Genomic DNA, 16,119 nt, shown 5'->3' with positions numbered 1-16,119 from the left:
TGTCGCCGCGATGGACCGGGCAAGGGACGCTGATGCGTTGTGGCGCTCAGCGCAGAGGGTTTGGGCGCAGAGGCCGTGGGTCTTCGACCCCACGATCGTTCGCGCTCGGAGTTTCACGGAACTCGCTGAAGTGCTAAGTGAGGGCCGAGTAAGTCAGCGCCACCTTCAGGACGTCGCCGCCTGGCGGACAATCGCAGAGTCTCTCGCTGATCGCACTGTGGCACCTGAGGTTCACGCGGCAGTCTTCGATGGTCAGGGCGACGCGCGGCGGTTGCTTGACGCCATCAAAGTCAAGACGTTTGAATCCGAGAAGACATCACGCTTTCCCTTCCTGGCTGGGCCGAAGGTCGGTCCGATGTGGATTCGGATGCTGGCCGAACCCGGAGGGGCCCGCATCGACGCGATCCATGTTCTTCCAGTCGCCGTGGACGTCCAGGTCCGCAAGGTCACGGAGAACCTTGGTGTCACAACAACTCAGGGACAGGATCTAGAAAGTGTCCGCTCCCATATTCAACGTCAGTGGCAACACGCGGTCGATCACGGAACAGCAGTCGGCCCTCAGCAACTCCATGGCACCGCGGCAGCCCTCGATCCAGTCTTGTGGTTTTGGGGGAAATGGGGTTGCAGCTTCTGTGAACGAGCCAGGCGCCGGATGCCGATACATGACGTATGTGGGGGATGTCGGCTCCGGTGAATATGCAATGGTGGAACGGGTCAGAGGAGGATTAGCGGGTGCCTTACGATCAGGAAAACAGATTTGTCTCTATGGCGGCAGCCCTCGATTCGTGGTCACCGCATGCCGTTGCCCTACTGGAAGATACGGCAAGGAAGTACAACGGCTTCGTCACCTACAAACAACTCGGTGAGCACGTCCAGGAACACTCGGGGATTAGCCACAAAGCGTCCCGGCCTGTGACGATCAGGATCGCATGTCCACTTCTGTGGTGGTCGATGCACCAGTCGACCACTTCCCGATGAGGTGGGCACTTGGCACACGCCTCGTGGAAGGCGGCGAAACCGTCCTGCTCGGCTTGAAGATGGACGACGGCGCTGACATCGCACAGCGTGCCATCCATATCGACGATCACTGCAGTTCGGCGATGACCCCAGTGACCAATCTGCGGCGCGAATGCTAGAGATATTTCTGGATCGGATCTCGTGGAAGGCCACCACATCGGGTCCGGCCTCGAGTTCGTACCTTTTGCACCCGAACTATCAGGACCTTTTCGCTGACCATGCACCCACCAACGAGCTTCGCGAGCGCCTAAGCGAATTGGCGTTGAAGCTCGGGACTGAAACGCCCTGGAAATGCCGGAGGCTCCTGACCTTGGAAACGAGGATGCAGGTATGCCGAAGGAACCGTCTGCCGGGGAAGAATGAACCGTTTGACGACAGTTTTGACGACAGTTGAAGTTCGAACACGTCGGCGCGTGTTCGATTACTGGTCCTTGTCTGGGGTCGGGTCGTCTCAGTGGGCAGTTCGTCGCCACGCGGAGTGCGCCTCGTGGACGAGCCTGGCGGTGGAGCGGCCGGCTTGAGCGATGTCGGTGCCGGCCAGCTTCGCAGCCTTGACCACGGCCGGGTCTTGACGGACGACGGCCCTGTTCTTGCGCTCGACACCGGTGACGACTGCGTAACTCTCGCGGTCCTCGCGTACCAATGAATCGTTGTCGATGTCGGACTGCGCGAAATCGACGAAGACCTCAAGCAGATCCCGGCCATTGGGAAGTTCGCGAACTTGACCCCAGTCTTCGACGTTCGTCTTTCGTAGCGGGTGGTACCAGACGCGGTTGACGGTCATGGTTCGGCGCGGCATCTAACCCACCTTCGTTCTTTCGTGGTGCGCTGACATTCAGAACAGGCCCTCCTGAGCTGAAGCCGAGGCTTTGACGGCGAAGGGATCCGACTCGTCGCGGGGGTCGCGGTTCTTCATCACACGCTCACGGATCGCGGCGAGTTCGGGGCCTGCCGTGTAATAGCGTCCGCGGCGTTCGCCGTGTGGGACGAGGAGGCCGTGGCTGGTGAGACTCTGCAGGTCGCGGGTCGCTGTCTGTTCACTGACCGAATCTTCGCTTTGGTTTTCGAGAATTGCGCGGTAGACGGCCCGCCGGACTCTGAGCCCGGAAGTTGCGTCGAAAAGCGCTTCGAGAGTGCGTTCGGGCAGTCGGTAGCGGGCCACGAGACGTTCGAGTTCCAAGTACACCGTTTCGATCTCTTTGGTTCGTCGCAGAACGGTTTTCGCTTGGCGTAGGTGTGCGGTGAGGACGAAGCGAATCCAGGGCCTTGTGTCATTGGCGGGCTGCCAGGAGCCGGCTCCGACCGTTGCGAGAACGTCGTAGTAAGGCTGTGTGTTACGGCCCAGGTATTCCTCGATGCTGGAGAACACCGGGGAAACGATTCCTTCCCGAGCGAGCGCCAGCGTTTGGAGGCACCGCGCCATTCGACCGTTTCCGTCCCGGAAGGGATGGATGAGCACGAGGTTGAGGTGCGCCATCGCGGCCTTGACGACGATCGGGATATCCCCATCGGATTCCAGGTATGTGGCGAGTTCGTGCATGAGCGAATCGACGGAGTCGACGTCGACGCCCTCGTAGACAATCTCGCCGGTCTCTTCCTTCTGGACGTAGATCGGCCCGGCCCTCCACCGGCCTGGGCGGCTCTTCAGGTCGTAATTCGTCATCATGAAGTGAAGGCTCTTGATGAGTTGTTCCTCGAAGCGGAATCTGGGCTCCTCCGCGAGTTGGAGCACGTAGGTCATCGCGTCGCGGTAGCCCTTGATAGCGAGGGCGGTTTCTTCGCTCGCGTCCAGGGCCTCTTCGCCCATCTCGATGGCGAGCGCATCGTCAAGTTTGGCTTCGTAACCCTCGATGCTGTTGGACCCTTGGACTGCGCGGGCGAATTGCACCCGGCGTAGAGAGCCCGTCCAACGGCGCGGTTCGTAAAGGCGAGAACGCAGCCGCTGGCGCAGTTCGTCTATTTCGGAGATGACCTCGTGCTCGCGAGCGTCCAGTGTTGGCGGCTCGAACAGCATGATGCAAACCTCCTAACAAACAGTCGCTGCGATAGATAGTAACCATCATAGCCACTGTTTATAATCATCAAAACATCATGCCTGGGCGGGGAACGAGGACTGGGGAGGGCCGCCGCGGGGGTGATTTCTAGGCCCTGTTGACCGTCTCTCGGGATGACGACCATGGGGTGTTGTGCCGTCGGTGAGGGTGCCGATGTGGTGGCCGAGATGGCTGCGGGGTTGAGGTTGGTGGTCTGCACCGTCAGTGTGTCGAGGAACTGATGGGTGCACGGCGCCCGCGCTGAATTTCCTGGCAGAGATCTCGGGGTGGCCGCACAGCTGTCCCACACCGTCGATGCAGTCCGCACAGTCGGCGACCGCAGCCGCCAGATCGGCGAACACCTCACCAGGGGCGTACACCCACCGGCCGCGGTAGGTATCGGCCAGCACCGCGGTGACCTGCAAGGACAGGCCCGTGAGATCGGCGAGCTCACGCAGCAAGCCCATCCCAGCATGCGACACGACACCCTGGCCGTCAGCCGACACTTTCACCCGTGATGCCACCGCGATACTCTTCACCTGCGAAGTGCCTTCCCAATGGGGTGGTCGAACCGTAGACAAGTTCAATTATCCCTTGCGGGACAGGCACTTTCGCGTATCTACACCCCGAAACTCACAACATTCCACGAAAAATCCGGGCCAGCAGCGCCACCTTCAGGGTGGCCATGAGAATGACGAACAGCAGGTGGGTGGTCATACGTCAGGAGAGTTGCAGGTTCGGGCAGGCTTTCCGCAATGCGGCGGTTGCGTCAAAAGTCAGCTGCGCCGCTTGTACCGACTCGGGATCGCCGCTGTCGGTGGGTGCTTGGGGAGCCGCCTGATTCGCCGCGTCGCGCTGGCCCTTGGCAGTGAGGGCAGTGCCCTGAGCCCATTTGTCCAACTGATCTTTCAGGTTCTGGGCCAAGACCGAGGACTCGGCGGCGCGGATCTTGTCGCTCATTGCGGATTCCTTGTCCGCGATGGCGATCAGGTCTTTCGTCTCGCCTGCACCGTTGTCCAGCTCGGCGACCGAACGCTGCATGGCGGTCCATTCCGGCCCCAGCTGTTCCACGACTGAGCAGTCGCTCTTGGGTGCTGCTTCGTGATTGCTCCGAATGGCCCAAACGGTTCGATTTCGAGCGTGAGGAGCACTGTCGGACGCCCTCCGACGATCTGCACTTGCCGCACTGACGCGACATGGAGCGGACGCCGCCCGCCGCCTTCGTCGAAAGCAGCGAGTACGACTTGTCGAAAACAGCGAGTTTAGGTTGTCGAAAAAGGCGATTACGAGTTGCCAGAAACGTAGACTGGTGTCATGTACGACTATCGCGCACGTGTCGTCGACGCCGAGCTGTCCGAGCGGCTGATCTCGATCGGTGCTGTCCTCATTGATGGGCCGAAGGGCTGCGGGAAGACGGAAACCGCGCTCCAGCAGGCGAAAAGTTCAGTCCGCTTCGACACCGACCCGAACGCGCGGGCGCTCCTGGGACTCAACCCGGACGAGCTGTTCGACCAAGAGACGCCCATCCTTTTCGATGAATGGCAGCGCGCGCCGGAGATATGGGACCAGGTGCGGCGGCACGTCGATGATCTGCGCCGTCGTGGCCTGTACATCTTGACGGGATCGGCGACTCCGAGGTGCGAGCGCGAATTGCACTCCGGCGCGGGTCGGATCGGCACGCTCCGGATGCGGCCGATGAGCTTGTTCGAATCAGGCCATTCGACGGGCGAGGTTTCGCTGGCTGCTCTGCTGCGCGGCGAAGACCAGAAGGCGAAGCGAACTGCGATGACGGTCCCGGATCTCATGGAGCGGATCGTCATCGGCGGCTGGCCGGCGTTGCTCGGTCAGTCCGAGCGCAGTGCACGGGGGTGGCTTGTCGACTACCTTGTCCAGGTCGTCGAGATCGATATTCCTGAGCTCGGCACCGGCAAGCGCACTCCGGACCGACTGCGCCGTGCACTCGCATCGCTCGGGCGATCCGTCGGGACATCGATCAAAGTCACCGCGCTGGGCGCAGACATCGCCGGTGACGATCACCGGGCTCCGGCAAAGGAGACGGTGAATGCGTACCTCGACGCGCTTGACCGTCTTAAGCTGACCGAGAACTCGCCGGCGTGGAAGCCGCACATGCGTTCGCGCACCGAACTACGCGAGGCGCCGGTCCGTTACTTCGTCGACCCGTCGCTGGGCACCGCCGCGCTCAAGGTTGGATCGCGGGATCTGCTCGCCGATCTCGAGGCTGCCGGATTCCACTTCGAGGCGATGGCAGTCCGCGACGTTCGCATCTATGCGCAACCGCTCGGCGGGGAGGTGTACTCCTGGCGGGAGTCTCACGGTCGTAAGGAAGTCGATGCCATCATCGACGCACCGGACGGTTGGGCCGCATTCGAGGTGAAGCTGACGGGTGATCAAAATGTCATCGACAGGGCGGCGAAGGGCCTCCTAGACTTCGCGGCCGACGTGGATGCCTCGAAGCATGGCAGCCCGTCCGCTCTCGTCGTCTTGACTGCGACCGGCGGTGGCGGAAAGCGAACCGATGGGGTTCATGTCGTGCCAATCTCGGCATTAGGGCCGTAGCCGTCAACGCGTGACTCACCGCAGCAGCGTCCGGGCGGACTCCGACGGATGGACCACACTTTTGACGACAGTTGCTGTTCGAGTGGCACCTCGACGAAGGCCGCGTCGGGTGCAACCCACCGTATGAACAGTCAGAAGGCCAGGACATCCTGCTCGCGAAGTACGTGTCTGATGTCCCTGTCCCCGAACAGGTCTGGAATCGGGTATGTGAGATTGTCGCCGAAGCGGCACGGACATTGGGTGCGGGGAACGCGACGGTATTCAAGAACGCGCCCGACGACCACGATGTGCAGTTCTCGAGCGAGACGGGCACTGTGCTGCGCGTGGCGTCGCAGAAGCTGCGTGCCGCAGCACCAATGCGATTCCACGCCATCGGTGAACTCAAGCTGCTCGATGGTGCCGATGGCACCGACCGCGTGCGAAGAGTCGGCAATATCTGGCGCGCTTGGGGCTGGTACGTCGTCGAGCGAGATGGCTACTCCAAGTCGAACGAATTCGGTTACGCCCCAGATGGCTATCGGCTGCAGATCGAGAGTGCACCGCAACCGGGCTGCCCCCCATCGGTCGAAGCCAGCTCGCCGTGCTCTTCGGGGCAGATCGCACGCGACGACATCCCAGCGCCCGCGGTCATCGCAGCGAGTTAGTGTCACCCCAATTTATCCCGTCGCGTTTCGGTCGCTCGGCGGCAAGTCGGCGCGTCGTAGAGTGTCCCTGTTGAGGGTGCAGTCGCCCACGCCGCAGGAGGAGTGGAACTGATGGCCGAAGCGCAGTGTGCGGCAATTGATTGACGATCTCGACGGAGCAGAGATCCGCTATGGCGGTCGCACGACCCGCGCTAATACTAGGTCGCGTAGATTCTTAGAGAACCAAACGCCGCATTCAAACGAAAGCCATGATGTCTGAGGACCAGAACACCGACGTTCCGCCGAACCACCTCTCCATTGATCCTCGCAGTGCCTTCTACGACGAAGAGGTGCTCCTTCGCGACGTGGGTATTCGCTTCAATGGCGTCGAGAAGACCAACGTTCACGAATACAACGTGGCCGAGGGTTGGGTGCGTGTTGAAGTTCCCACCGCCAAGGATCGCCGCGGAAATCCAATGATTGTCAAGCTCAGCGGCACGGTGGAACCCTACTTCCGCCTAGCCGAATAGCGGGGGCGTTAGCGGGAGAGCTGCGCGCCATTTGATTGTTCCTTGATCCCGGTGACAGTCCACGCGGACACGTCGGAGAGTCGGATGCGCAGCGCATCATGCTCGACCATGGTGCCTCCGACGTAGCAGCGGGCCTTGCGCAGATGAAGAAAGACCCTGTCCTGCTCCGCTTCAAGCGCCCCGATGCGGCCAGCGACGTCCTCGGCGTCGTTTCTGGTGAAGAAGTTGGCCACGGAATGGCCGAAGTATGTGTTGGGCACTGTTATTCCCGTGGCCACACCCCACGGCAGGTACAGCGTCACTTCGATGCTGACGGAATCAGCTTCAGCGTCGATGTGCCGCAAGATCGCATCAGTGCTGACGGCGGCATCGGGGTCATGTGAGGCCATGCCTAAAGCGTAGGACACTTCCGAACCCTACGGGAGAAAATCTACCGTCGTGGGGATAGACATTTGATGTCGGCGCGGCTAGAGTCTCTAAGGTCGCTAAAGCAGAGGGCAAAGGCACGGGAGATGATGAACTACCCGTGATGTCAGAAGGAATCAGCGGCGGTCAGGTGCTCGACGGCCGGGTAAGGCAGCGGCCAACAGACCGCCGTGCACATGCAGGACCCGTAGGTGAAGTAGTACGGCAAGTGCATTACCTCGCACAAGGCGGGAAAGGAGGAGTTACCGTCGGATCGCCCGTGGTGTTGAGAGTCGGGCCGATACCGCAGTTTCAAGCAGTGCCGACAGATGGTAGTTTGTCTCCTCAGGGCCAGCGGCCCGGGTGCGAATATGCCCGGGGCGCTGGCCCTTTCGCTTTGAGCAGCAGGTGCAGTCCCGAAAGGTGTTGTGGTACAAACGAAGATCAATTCCGATGAAAACAGCCCGAAAGAAAACATCGAGGACGAGGACTACCCCGCCTACAGCATGGGCAGCGCGGCCCAAATCCTGGGAACCACCCCAGGATTTCTGCGAAGCCTCGACGAAGCGAAACTACTCACACCGCAACGCTCCGAGGGCGGGCACCGCCGCTACTCCCGATATCAACTACGCATTGCGGCAAGAGCACGTGAACTCGTTGACCAGGGCACTGCGCTCGACGCGGCAGGTCGCATCATAATCCTTGAAGACCAACTCGCCGAAGCCCACGCCATCAACGCTGAACTTCACCGCAGCCTCGATGCCCGGGACGCCGTACCCGATGACGACCCTCAGTCCTAAACAATCTGGGATCGACGCTATTCGAAGGCTGCCGTCGTACAACTCGGTATGGCCGTTCGCCATGACGTGAACCCGATCACGTTCGGGTACCAACGCATCGTGAACACGTTGAGTTCATGGGCAGGCCAGTAATGACTGCGAGCCTGCGGGTCGTGGCGCGGTGGAGTGTCAAGCCGGCGAAGAACGTCGAAACGGCGGTCACTCCCAAGGTCAACGTCCCTCGTGGTCTCGCGGCGCGAGCCACGACGCCACTGCTGCCTGACGATCACCTGAAGCTGCTCAACCCCCCTGTGGACGGCCCGGGAGCTGCGCGGCGAAATCGTCGACGTCGGGACCGAGACCGCAGATTCCGCCACCTTCGTGATCAAGCCCGGCTGGGGGTTCTCGGCCGATTACCGGCCCGGCCAGTTTGTCGGCATCGGACTGCGCGTCGACGGCCGGTGGCATTGGCGGTTCTACTCGTTCGGGATCTCGGAAGACCTGCACACGGAGCGGTTCGCTATCGCCTGCACCGACAAGGGTGACGAAGGCGGCGTCGTGGCCTTTGCGATCTCCGACAAGAAAGTCGAGATCGACAGCGCCACAACACTATTGGAGGCGGGCGAGAAAGTCGGCATCCACATGCCGTTCGGCTGCCGGATGGGCATCTGCCAGACCTGCGTGCTGTCATTGGAGTCCGGCCCTATCCGGGACTTCCGATCCGGAAACGAGCACGGACCGGGCGATCGCATCAATACCTGTGTGTCGGCGGCATCCGGCGACTGCACGTTGAAGATCTGAAGGGACGCCTCATGGCTATCACTGATATCAAGCGTTTTACGCACACCTCACGCCCGAAGATGTTGAGGCCCTTGCGCGTGAACTTGACGCCCTCCGGACCGAAATCGAGGACTCGCGAGGCGAGCGGGACGCCCGTTACATCCGGCGATCAATCCAGCTACAGCAAGCCCTTGCGGCCGGCGGCATTTGGCCATCGCGCTGGGTATCGGCGCGGCATTGGCCTCGGCAAACGCGGTGGCATGGGCAGACGCGGGTGACTCGGCCGCCGGTCAATCGACGGCTTCGTCGGCCGGGGGCCATGCGGGCCCGCGAGCGGGGAAGGCAACTACCGACGGGAAGCCCAAGTCGTCGATATCGACGCAGAAGGTGACGAGCCGACCGGCGGCGAAGTCCACCCCGTCGGCATCGGCCGCGCCCCGGGGTCCGGTGCACGCCGCCGAGGCGGCGATCTCGAGCGTGTTCGCGGCGCTGGAGACCTCGTACGTGCAGAGCCGGTCGGGGAGCGGGGTGGCGTCGACGCCACGCGCCGCCGCCGCAGCGACCAACAGTGCGACGACACCAACGTCGGCCGCGGTCGCGCAGATATCGGTACCGCCCAACCTGAGCGCCGTGTTCCACCAGGCGGTCTACACCCCGCTGCACGCGGTTGTGCAGGCGTGGATCCTCAGCGAGGTCGGCAGGCAGGTCGACGATTTCATCAACGGCGCGGCGGGTTCGTATGTGATCGGCAATGGCGTTGCCGGCACCGAAGATCACCGCAACGGTGGCGCCGCGGGCTGGCTCGGTAACCACGGTGCGGTCGGCACTTCCGGTGCTGCTGCTGTCGCGACGCAGCCCACCGGGCCGCTGCGGCCACTGACGAATACCGGCACCTGGCTGACCACAAGCGACGGACAGGTTGTCATCGTGCACGGGCTGAACGAGGTGTACAAGGTGGCACCGTACGAGCCGTCGGCCAGTGGATTCGATGAAGCCGACGCACAGTTTCTGCAGGACAACGGTTTCAACGTGGTGCGGTTGGGCGTCATCTGGGCCGGTGTCGAGCCGAATTCCGGCGAGATCAACACCGCCTACCTCGACTCGATCCAGCAGACCGTGGACATGTTGGCCGACCACGGGATCTACACCATCATCGATTTGCACCAGGACCTCTACAGCAGCGAGTTCTACGGCGAGGGTGCGCCGGATTGGGCATCCGATGGCGGCGGCCGATCCAACAAGAACTCCGGATTCCCGGGGAACTACTACGTCAACTCCGCGATGAATCACGCCTGGGATGCCATCCGTTCCGTCGACGGGATCACCGCGCTCTACCTGGAGCCGCCGAACCCTGCGGTGACCGAAGTTCCCACCCTCCTGGGTCTACCCGTCGCGCTCCTGGGCCGGATCGGCGATCCGAATTTCGTGCTGGCGTTCCACGATTACTGCGGACCCATCGGTGGTGCGTTGTGCACCAAGATCGCCAACACGCTTGCCGCACAACCACGAAGCTACTCGAAGCGCCACAACGTCCCGGCGGTGATGAACGAGTTCGGCGCCACCAGCGAAGCTTCGACTCTGACCAAGGAGATGTCGGCAGGCGACCGGTACCTGATGGGTTGGGCGGAATGGGCATACACCGGTGAAGGTGACATGACCGGATCACCCGATGTGAAGGGGCTGGTGTACGACCCGGCGCTCCTGCCGGTCGGCGACAACGTGAATGCCGGCAATGTGGCGATACTGTCCTCGCCGTACCCGCAGATCGTGTCAGGTACCCCGAGCGCATGGTCGTTCAAGAACGGCACTCTTGACTTCAGCTATTCCACGGCGAAGGTCCACGGTTCCGGCACTTTCGATCAAGGGTCGCTGAGCACATTCTCAGTGCCGCAGGTGCAGTATCCGAATGGCTATCAGGTGACGGTCACCGGGGGACGTGTCGTCTCGGCGTCCAACGCCGCCCAACTGGTCATCGCGTCAGATCAGGGCGCAACCACCATCAGTGTCGTGGTGAGCCCGGCCACCTGAGCCCACACAGCGAGTAGGTGCCCGGCACTGTTGAAGTGGCACCCTACTCGTGCGCGAGGCAGCGCTGGCCTTGGTCGGCATCGCCAGCCATCTCGGGGATTCCGTGCAGCAGTGGGCAGTGCTCAGTCAGGCGGCCGAGATTCTGTCAACCCAGAGCCGGCAGCTCCAAGAAAACGGTCAGCGGACACTAGGCTCGGTCCCGCTACCCGCTGATACCTGAGCACATCAATCCGGCCGGATCGTAATTCCGGCGAATAGTGTTGAACCGCTTGAGGTTCAGCCCGAGGTACCGCGACAATGGATCGCCGGCTTCGGGGTAGTTGAGGTAGCCGCCGACCGAAGCGGAGCCCAACGCGCGGTGAGCTGCGGTCAGCCAGCCGCTCGCCGCGTCGGGCGCTGAAATGTCATGGTGACCACGTCGCGGTCTGCGGCGTCAAATGTGCGGAACGTCAGCGACGTCACCACCCCGATGTTGCCGCCGCCACCGCCGCGCAGCGCCCAGAACAGGTCGTCGTGATCGTCGGCGGATGCGGTCACCACCGCGCCGGTGGGCAAGACCAGCGAGGCCGACACCATCGCGTCACACGTCAGGCCGCACCGCTGCGCGTCCGAACCCAGCCCACCACCCAAGGCCAGCCCCGCGACACCGACCGTCGGACAGCTCCCGGAGGGGATCGAGCGACCGCTTGCCGCGAGTTGGGCCTGCACCGAGTCCAGATCCGCCGCGGGCGGCACGGTCACCATATTGCGTCCCGCGTCGATGTCGATCCCGCCGGGGAGGCGACGCAGGTCGATCACCAGCGTGGCGTCGAGGGTAGAGGCACCGATGTACGAGTGGCCGCCGCTGCGGGCGCTGATTCCGATGTGGTTCTAGCGGCGAACGCGATGACTTTCTGCACATCGGCGACCGAGGCAACGGCGATGACCGCCGCTGGGGTGGACCCGTTGAAGCGAGAATTGAACACCCCTTTGGCGGCGGCGTAGTTGGCCGATGATGGCATGACCAGCGTGCCGTCAAGCCGAGTGCCCAGCGTGTTCCAGTCTGGCGGGGACGGGCTCGACACGGCATTGGGCGTCACCGATCGGCAGGAAGCCAGCAGGGCTGCGCCTGCCAACCCGCCGAGTGCTCGTCGCACGAAAGCCTGGCGGGAAACCTCCCCCGACATGAGGGGAATGCTAGTGCTACTCGAGCACGAAAATCGGGATCAACCGGGAGGTTTTGGTCTGGTACTCGGCGTAGGGCGGGTAGGCCTCGACGGCCAGATCCCACCAGTGGGCCCGCTCATCTCCGGACACCTCGCGGGCGGTCAGCGTGACCACCTTGTCACCGTCCTGAGCGATGACGGTCGGGTTGTTCTTGACGTTGTAATACCACGACGGATGCGCCGGATCGCCGCCCTTCGAGGCGACCATGGCGTAGCGGCCATCTTCCTCGACGCGCATCAGCGGCACGTAGCGCTTCTTGCCGGACTTCGCTCCGGTGGTGGTGAACAGGACGATCGGTCGGTCCAAGACCTCCACCCCGTCGGTGGTGCCCTGCTTCAGAATCTGTTCGGTCTGCTCGCGCACCCAATCGGTGGGGCTCAACTCGGCATGTTCAGTCACGGACAGCCCAACACCAGCCATTGCAGGACTATTCCCTGAGACTCTGGCGGGCTGACCGGTGCTGTGCGCCGGAAAACGCGCCGACGTCAGACTCACGCCGATCCGATACCTCGGATTGGGACGTGAGCCGGCGCAGAATGGCGATCGTGCAAACGCGAGGCATCCTTCCCGAACCGACAGTCTGGCAACGGGAATGGCAGGCATTGGGCAACTGTGTTGGCCAACCAGGCGATGTGTTCTTCCCCGAGGACAACCCCCGAGGCGATCGCAGACAACTGGAGCAACAAGCCAAGGGAATCTGCGCGAGTTGCCCGGTGCGGGCGCGTTGCCTTGAGCACGCGTTGAACACGCCCGAGCCCTACGGGGTGTGGGGCGCATTGACCGCCACTGAGCGGGGAGGCCGGGCATTCGGCCGTCGGGTGCGCACGCCGGGGATTTCGGCGCGCTCGCCTGCGCTGGGCGCCTGAAAGCGCGCCGAACCGCACCACCTAGGCGGGCGGCCCGGTGCAGTAGGTCCGCGGCGGATCAGTCCCGATGCGCTGGTGCGATCCGACTGGGCAGAGGTCGTAGTCGGTCTTTTCGAAACGCTGCAGCACTGTGAACTCAGCGGACGCATCGGTGCATGCGACAGGTTTGATGGTGTCGGTGCGGGTGCGATCAACAAGCGGGTGTTTGACGTTGGCATCCCGGTAATCGGTAGGGTCGCGCGCTCCATCGGGGCTCGGGGCGTCTCGGCCACCTGCGCTGACCACTTCGAAGACCCCGGCCGGCTGGCTGCACGCGACGATGCCACGCGCACCGATCACTCCGGAAGCCATCGCCTCGCCGGTGATGCATTGCCCGACGTTCACTGGGGGAGCGGTGCTTTCGGCCTTGTGTTCGTTGACTGAGGTGAGGACGTTGACGCCTGCGCCGAGCAGGCCGAGGACCAGCAGAGGGACTCCGACGGCGGGGAACAGTAGCGTTCCAATCACCTCACCGATGAGCAACGCCGGCCTGCTGTCGGCAAGCAGCGCCGCGGACGCAGGGTGGCTGAGCAGGATCACTGATCGTTGACTCCGGCGCTGATCGGATTAGCCTGCGGACATGACCTTTGATCCCAAAACCACCGCCGTGGTGTTGATCGAATACCAGAACGACTTCACCACCGACGGTGGAGTCCTGCACGGGGCGGTGTCGGAGGTGATGGCGAAAACGGACCTGCTTACGCACACCCGCGACGTGTTGACGGCGGCGCGCACCGCCGGGGCGGCGGTCATGCATGCGCCGATCACCTTCGCCGAGGGCTACGGCGAGATCACCAACCACCCCTATCGAGGGCAAGTGTGGTCTGGACGCCTTCGCCAGCACCAACCTGGACTTCATCCTGCGCAGTAAGGGCATCACGACCATCGCACTGGGTGGGTTCCTGACCAACTGCTGCGTGGCGGCGACCTCGGTGGAGGAACACGGGAACGCGTTCAAGTACGACTACCCGATGTTCTCCCTGCCGATGACCGCCGACGAGTTCATCGGGCAGCTCGTGTGACGCGGGTACAGGTGGCGGTCCTCGACGACTACCAGAATGTCGCTCTCGAGATGGCCGACTGGTCGGCGATTGCCGACCGTGCGGACGTCACGGTCTTCAGCGACCACATCTTCGATCCCGACGCACTCGTCGCACGGCTGGCGCCCTTCGACATCATCTTCGTGATGCGGGAACGAACCCCATTGCCGCGCAGCATCATCGAACGACTGCCGAACCTGAAGATGATCGCCTCCACCGGACCGTTCAACGCCTCCATCGACATGGCCGCAGCCGAGGAACACGGCATCCACTTAGGGACCACCGGCGGCACCGTGGCTTCGACGGTGGAGCTGACCTGGGCGCTGATCCTGGCCGGTGCCCGCAACCTGGTCTCGGAGAGTCTATCGATCCGCGACGGCGGCTGGCAGGTATCGGTGGGACGCGAGCTGTCCGGACGGGTGCTGGGCGTTCTGGGCCTGGGCCGCATCGGAGCTCGCGTCGCGCGGATCGGTGAGGCGTTCGGTATGCAGGTGATCGCGTGGAGCCAGAACCTGACGCCGGAGGCGGCCGCCGAGGCCGGCGCGACTCGTGTCGACAAAGAAGAGCTGTTCGCCGGCTCCGATGTGCTGACCGTCCACATGAAGCTCAGTGAACGGTCCACCGGCCTGATCGGCGCGGCCGAACTGGCGCTGATGAAGCCAACTGCGCTGCTGGTCAACACCTCTCGCGGGCCGCTCGTCGACGAGGCCGCCTTGGTCGCGGCGTTGGAAGCCAAGAGCATCCGGGCGGCCGCCCTCGACGTCTTCGACACCGAACCGCTGCCGGCCGGGCATCCGTTGCGCACGCTCGACAACGTCATTGCCACCCCGCACATCGGCTACGTCGCCGACCGCCCCTACCGCATCTTCTTTTCCGATGCCGTCGCCGCTATCGCGGAGTGGCTTGACCGACAGTGATCAGTAGGCGTCCGGATTCTGCTGGATGGCCTCCGGGACCGGATGCTGGTAGAGCCGTGAGGCGTTCTCCCACGTCACTTTTCGGATGATCTCATCAGGCAGTCCGTTGATCTGCTCGCGGATAGTCCGCTGGGTGTGCGGCCATGTCGAATCGCAGTGCGGGTAGTCGGCCTCGAGCAGGATGTTGTCGGGGCCGATCCGCTCGTACTGGATGAATGACGATTGGTCCTCGACCGCGCAGAACCAGAAGTTGCGGGTGAACACCTCGGCCGGGGTGAGGGTTTCGCCGAGTCCCTTCCACGTTCCGTACATCTCGTGATAGCCCAACATGTGGTCCAGACGGTCCAGAAGTCCTGCCACCCAGCCGATTCCGCCTTCGGACAGGCAGATCTTCAGGTCCGGGTAGCGGCTGCACACACCCGAGTACAGCCAGTCGACCGCTGCGCTGATGGCGTAGGCGAAGAACAGCACACCCGCCACATCGGGCGGGGCGTCTGCTGTCGTGGACGGCGACGTGCCCGACGAGCCGATGTGCAGGTTGATCACCGTCCCGGTGTCCGCGCAGGCGGCCATGATCGGCTCCCAGTAGCCGGAGTGGATGGTCGGCAGCCCCAGCATGGCCGGGTTCTCGCTGAAGGTCACGGCGTGGAAGCCGCGTTCGGCGTTCTCGTAAATCATCTTCGCGCCGACCTCAGGGTCCAGCAGCCACGGCAGCTGACACGGGATGATCCGCCCGGGATAGGTTCCGGCCCACGAGTCGATGTGCCAGTCGTTCCATGCTCTGACTGAAGCCATCGCGAGGTCGCGGTCGGTGGTCACCTGCTGGAGCCGCTGGCCGGCGAACCCGGGCAGGAACGACGGGAAGTTCAGCGAGGCGTACACACCGTTGAGGTCCATGTCCTTCACGCGGGCATGGATATCCCAGGCGCCGCGGCGCATTTCGTCGAACCGTGCCGGCTCGAAGCCGTACTCCGACACCGGCCGGCCGACAACGGCGTTGAAACCGACATTCGGCAGCGACTGGCCGTCGTACATCCAGGTCTGGCCGCCGTCCTCGGTGTCGACCACCCGCGGCGCCCGGTCGGCGAACTTGGCCGGCACCCGCCCTTCGAACGTGTCGGGTGGCTCCACGATGTGATCGTCGACGGAGATGACGGTGTAGTAGCGTTCTGCGCGTTCGGGTTCCGGCAGGAAGGTGACCGTGCGGTCCGCACCCGTCTTGGCGGTGGTGAAGTTCAGATTCGTTTGCAGCTCGTCGATGGAAGCCATGCGTTGAGCT

At 63.2% G+C, this 16,119-nt stretch carries 18 protein-coding genes and 4 pseudogenes; 11 read left to right on the top strand and 11 right to left on the bottom strand.

The window, feature by feature from the left end; all coding sequences use genetic code 11:
- Nucleotides 1–929 precede the first annotated feature (929 nt).
- Nucleotides 930–1,136, top strand: coding sequence for a hypothetical protein (locus tag G6N13_RS00715; RefSeq protein WP_163694399.1), 207 nt, complete (start codon nucleotides 930–932; stop codon nucleotides 1,134–1,136).
- 332 nt (nucleotides 1,137–1,468) lie between these two features.
- Here G6N13_RS00715 and G6N13_RS00710 read toward each other — a convergent pair whose 3' ends face one another.
- From G6N13_RS00710 to G6N13_RS00695, 4 genes and pseudogenes are all read right to left on the bottom strand, one after another.
- Entirely contained in the window at nucleotides 1,469–1,816 is a 348-nt protein-coding gene (locus G6N13_RS00710; protein ID WP_163694398.1) for a hypothetical protein, read from the bottom strand.
- A 36-nt stretch (nucleotides 1,817–1,852) separates the two neighbouring features.
- The gene (locus G6N13_RS00705; RefSeq protein ID WP_163694397.1) at nucleotides 1,853–3,031 is read right to left on the bottom strand and encodes a Fic family protein; all 1,179 of its coding nucleotides are present in this window, start codon (nucleotides 3,029–3,031) and stop codon (nucleotides 1,853–1,855) included.
- A gap of 300 nt (nucleotides 3,032–3,331) precedes the next feature.
- A pseudogene (locus tag G6N13_RS00700) lies at nucleotides 3,332–3,589 on the bottom strand (IS1380 family transposase); the annotation flags it as partial.
- Between the two features lie 181 nt (nucleotides 3,590–3,770).
- Entirely contained in the window at nucleotides 3,771–4,121 is a 351-nt protein-coding gene (locus tag G6N13_RS00695; protein WP_163694396.1) for a hypothetical protein, read from the bottom strand.
- 243 nt (nucleotides 4,122–4,364) lie between these two features.
- Between G6N13_RS00695 and G6N13_RS00690 the strand changes: the two genes are divergently transcribed.
- From G6N13_RS00690 to G6N13_RS00680, 3 genes are all read left to right on the top strand, one after another.
- Nucleotides 4,365–5,627, top strand: coding sequence for an ATP-binding protein (locus tag G6N13_RS00690; protein WP_170310428.1), 1,263 nt, complete (start codon nucleotides 4,365–4,367; stop codon nucleotides 5,625–5,627).
- Nucleotides 5,628–5,698: 71 nt separating this feature from the next.
- Nucleotides 5,699–6,271 carry an LppA family lipoprotein gene (locus G6N13_RS00685; RefSeq protein ID WP_163694395.1) on the top strand — a complete coding sequence of 191 codons (573 nt, stop codon included), beginning with the start codon at nucleotides 5,699–5,701 and terminating at the stop codon, nucleotides 6,269–6,271.
- A 251-nt stretch (nucleotides 6,272–6,522) separates the two neighbouring features.
- Nucleotides 6,523–6,780 carry a DUF3297 family protein gene (locus tag G6N13_RS00680; RefSeq protein WP_163694394.1) on the top strand — a complete coding sequence of 86 codons (258 nt, stop codon included), beginning with the start codon at nucleotides 6,523–6,525 and terminating at the stop codon, nucleotides 6,778–6,780.
- An 8-nt stretch (nucleotides 6,781–6,788) separates the two neighbouring features.
- On the opposite strand, the gene G6N13_RS00675 is transcribed toward G6N13_RS00680, so the two are convergent.
- Nucleotides 6,789–7,169, bottom strand: coding sequence for a hypothetical protein (locus G6N13_RS00675; protein WP_163694393.1), 381 nt, complete (start codon nucleotides 7,167–7,169; stop codon nucleotides 6,789–6,791).
- 444 nt (nucleotides 7,170–7,613) lie between these two features.
- On the opposite strand from G6N13_RS00675, the gene G6N13_RS00670 reads away from it, so the two are divergent.
- The 3 genes and pseudogenes from G6N13_RS00670 to G6N13_RS00660 all read left to right on the top strand — a co-directional run.
- Entirely contained in the window at nucleotides 7,614–7,985 is a 372-nt protein-coding gene (locus G6N13_RS00670; protein WP_235677895.1) for a helix-turn-helix domain-containing protein, read from the top strand.
- Between the two features lie 131 nt (nucleotides 7,986–8,116).
- Nucleotides 8,117–8,765: pseudogene (locus G6N13_RS00665) on the top strand (flavin reductase family protein).
- A gap of 11 nt (nucleotides 8,766–8,776) precedes the next feature.
- Nucleotides 8,777–9,009, top strand: a pseudogene (locus G6N13_RS00660) (hypothetical protein); the annotation flags it as partial.
- A 25-nt stretch (nucleotides 9,010–9,034) separates the two neighbouring features.
- Here G6N13_RS00660 and G6N13_RS24660 read toward each other — a convergent pair.
- Entirely contained in the window at nucleotides 9,035–9,364 is a 330-nt protein-coding gene (locus G6N13_RS24660) for a hypothetical protein (protein ID WP_235678134.1), read from the bottom strand.
- Between the two features lie 10 nt (nucleotides 9,365–9,374).
- Here G6N13_RS24660 and G6N13_RS00655 point away from each other — a divergent pair, with 10 nt between their 5' ends.
- The gene (locus G6N13_RS00655; RefSeq protein WP_235678130.1) at nucleotides 9,375–10,772 is read left to right on the top strand and encodes a cellulase family glycosylhydrolase; all 1,398 of its coding nucleotides are present in this window, start codon (nucleotides 9,375–9,377) and stop codon (nucleotides 10,770–10,772) included.
- Between the two features lie 369 nt (nucleotides 10,773–11,141).
- Here G6N13_RS00655 and G6N13_RS24655 read toward each other — a convergent pair whose 3' ends face one another.
- From G6N13_RS24655 to G6N13_RS00645, 3 genes are read right to left on the bottom strand one after another with little or no spacing between them, the layout of a single operon-like run.
- Nucleotides 11,142–11,600, bottom strand: coding sequence for an FAD-binding protein (locus tag G6N13_RS24655; protein ID WP_322789336.1), 459 nt, complete (start codon nucleotides 11,598–11,600; stop codon nucleotides 11,142–11,144).
- Nucleotides 11,567–11,938 carry a hypothetical protein gene (locus G6N13_RS24650; RefSeq protein ID WP_235677894.1) on the bottom strand — a complete coding sequence of 124 codons (372 nt, stop codon included), beginning with the start codon at nucleotides 11,936–11,938 and terminating at the stop codon, nucleotides 11,567–11,569. Before G6N13_RS24650 ends, G6N13_RS24655 begins: the two co-directional genes overlap by 34 nt.
- A gap of 16 nt (nucleotides 11,939–11,954) precedes the next feature.
- Nucleotides 11,955–12,377 (bottom strand): nitroreductase family deazaflavin-dependent oxidoreductase, encoded by a 423-nt coding sequence (locus tag G6N13_RS00645; RefSeq protein ID WP_407663856.1) that lies wholly within the window; start codon nucleotides 12,375–12,377, stop codon nucleotides 11,955–11,957.
- A 122-nt stretch (nucleotides 12,378–12,499) separates the two neighbouring features.
- Between G6N13_RS00645 and G6N13_RS00640 the strand changes: the two genes are divergently transcribed.
- Nucleotides 12,500–12,844, top strand: coding sequence for a WhiB family transcriptional regulator (locus G6N13_RS00640; RefSeq protein WP_235677893.1), 345 nt, complete (start codon nucleotides 12,500–12,502; stop codon nucleotides 12,842–12,844).
- A gap of 21 nt (nucleotides 12,845–12,865) precedes the next feature.
- Here the strand turns inward: G6N13_RS00640 and G6N13_RS00635 are convergent, their stop codons facing one another.
- Complete coding sequence (locus G6N13_RS00635; protein ID WP_163694391.1) at nucleotides 12,866–13,423, bottom strand: hypothetical protein; 558 nt, start codon at nucleotides 13,421–13,423, stop codon at nucleotides 12,866–12,868.
- Between the two features lie 40 nt (nucleotides 13,424–13,463).
- Here G6N13_RS00635 and G6N13_RS00630 point away from each other — a divergent pair.
- Nucleotides 13,464–13,761 (top strand): annotated as a pseudogene (locus G6N13_RS00630) (isochorismatase family protein); the annotation flags it as partial.
- Between the two features lie 194 nt (nucleotides 13,762–13,955).
- On the top strand, nucleotides 13,956–14,840 hold the full coding sequence (locus G6N13_RS00625) for a D-2-hydroxyacid dehydrogenase family protein (protein WP_163701470.1): 885 nt from the start codon (nucleotides 13,956–13,958) through the stop codon (nucleotides 14,838–14,840).
- Here the strand turns inward: G6N13_RS00625 and G6N13_RS00620 are convergent, their stop codons facing one another.
- Nucleotides 14,841–16,109 carry an amidohydrolase family protein gene (locus tag G6N13_RS00620; protein ID WP_163694390.1) on the bottom strand — a complete coding sequence of 423 codons (1,269 nt, stop codon included), beginning with the start codon at nucleotides 16,107–16,109 and terminating at the stop codon, nucleotides 14,841–14,843.
- Nucleotides 16,110–16,119: the final 10 nt, after the last annotated feature.

The sequence above is a fragment of the Mycolicibacterium sarraceniae genome (assembly GCF_010731875.1).
In the GTDB taxonomy this organism is placed as follows: Bacteria; Actinomycetota; Actinomycetes; order Mycobacteriales; family Mycobacteriaceae; genus Mycobacterium; species Mycobacterium sarraceniae.
Note: the sequence above shows the minus strand (reverse complement) of the source record. Positions and strands in the feature narration are given on the sequence as shown.

Excerpts from the sequence above, each read along its gene's own strand:
- G6N13_RS00690 (WP_170310428.1), top strand. The coding sequence starts at position 4,365 with ATGTACGACTATCGCGCACGTGTCGTCGACGCCGAGCTGTCCGAGCGG.
- G6N13_RS00620 (WP_163694390.1), bottom strand. The coding sequence starts at position 16,109 with ATGGCTTCCATCGACGAGCTGCAAACGAATCTGAACTTCACCACCGCC.
- G6N13_RS00715 (WP_163694399.1), top strand. The coding sequence starts at position 930 with ATGTCCACTTCTGTGGTGGTCGATGCACCAGTCGACCACTTCCCGATG.
- G6N13_RS00675 (WP_163694393.1), bottom strand. The coding sequence starts at position 7,169 with ATGGCCTCACATGACCCCGATGCCGCCGTCAGCACTGATGCGATCTTG.
- G6N13_RS00705 (WP_163694397.1), bottom strand. The coding sequence starts at position 3,031 with ATGCTGTTCGAGCCGCCAACACTGGACGCTCGCGAGCACGAGGTCATC.
- G6N13_RS24650 (WP_235677894.1), bottom strand. The coding sequence starts at position 11,938 with ATGTCGGGGGAGGTTTCCCGCCAGGCTTTCGTGCGACGAGCACTCGGC.
- G6N13_RS00710 (WP_163694398.1), bottom strand. The coding sequence starts at position 1,816 with ATGCCGCGCCGAACCATGACCGTCAACCGCGTCTGGTACCACCCGCTA.
- G6N13_RS00680 (WP_163694394.1), top strand. The coding sequence starts at position 6,523 with ATGTCTGAGGACCAGAACACCGACGTTCCGCCGAACCACCTCTCCATT.
- G6N13_RS00625 (WP_163701470.1), top strand. The coding sequence starts at position 13,956 with ATGGCCGACTGGTCGGCGATTGCCGACCGTGCGGACGTCACGGTCTTC.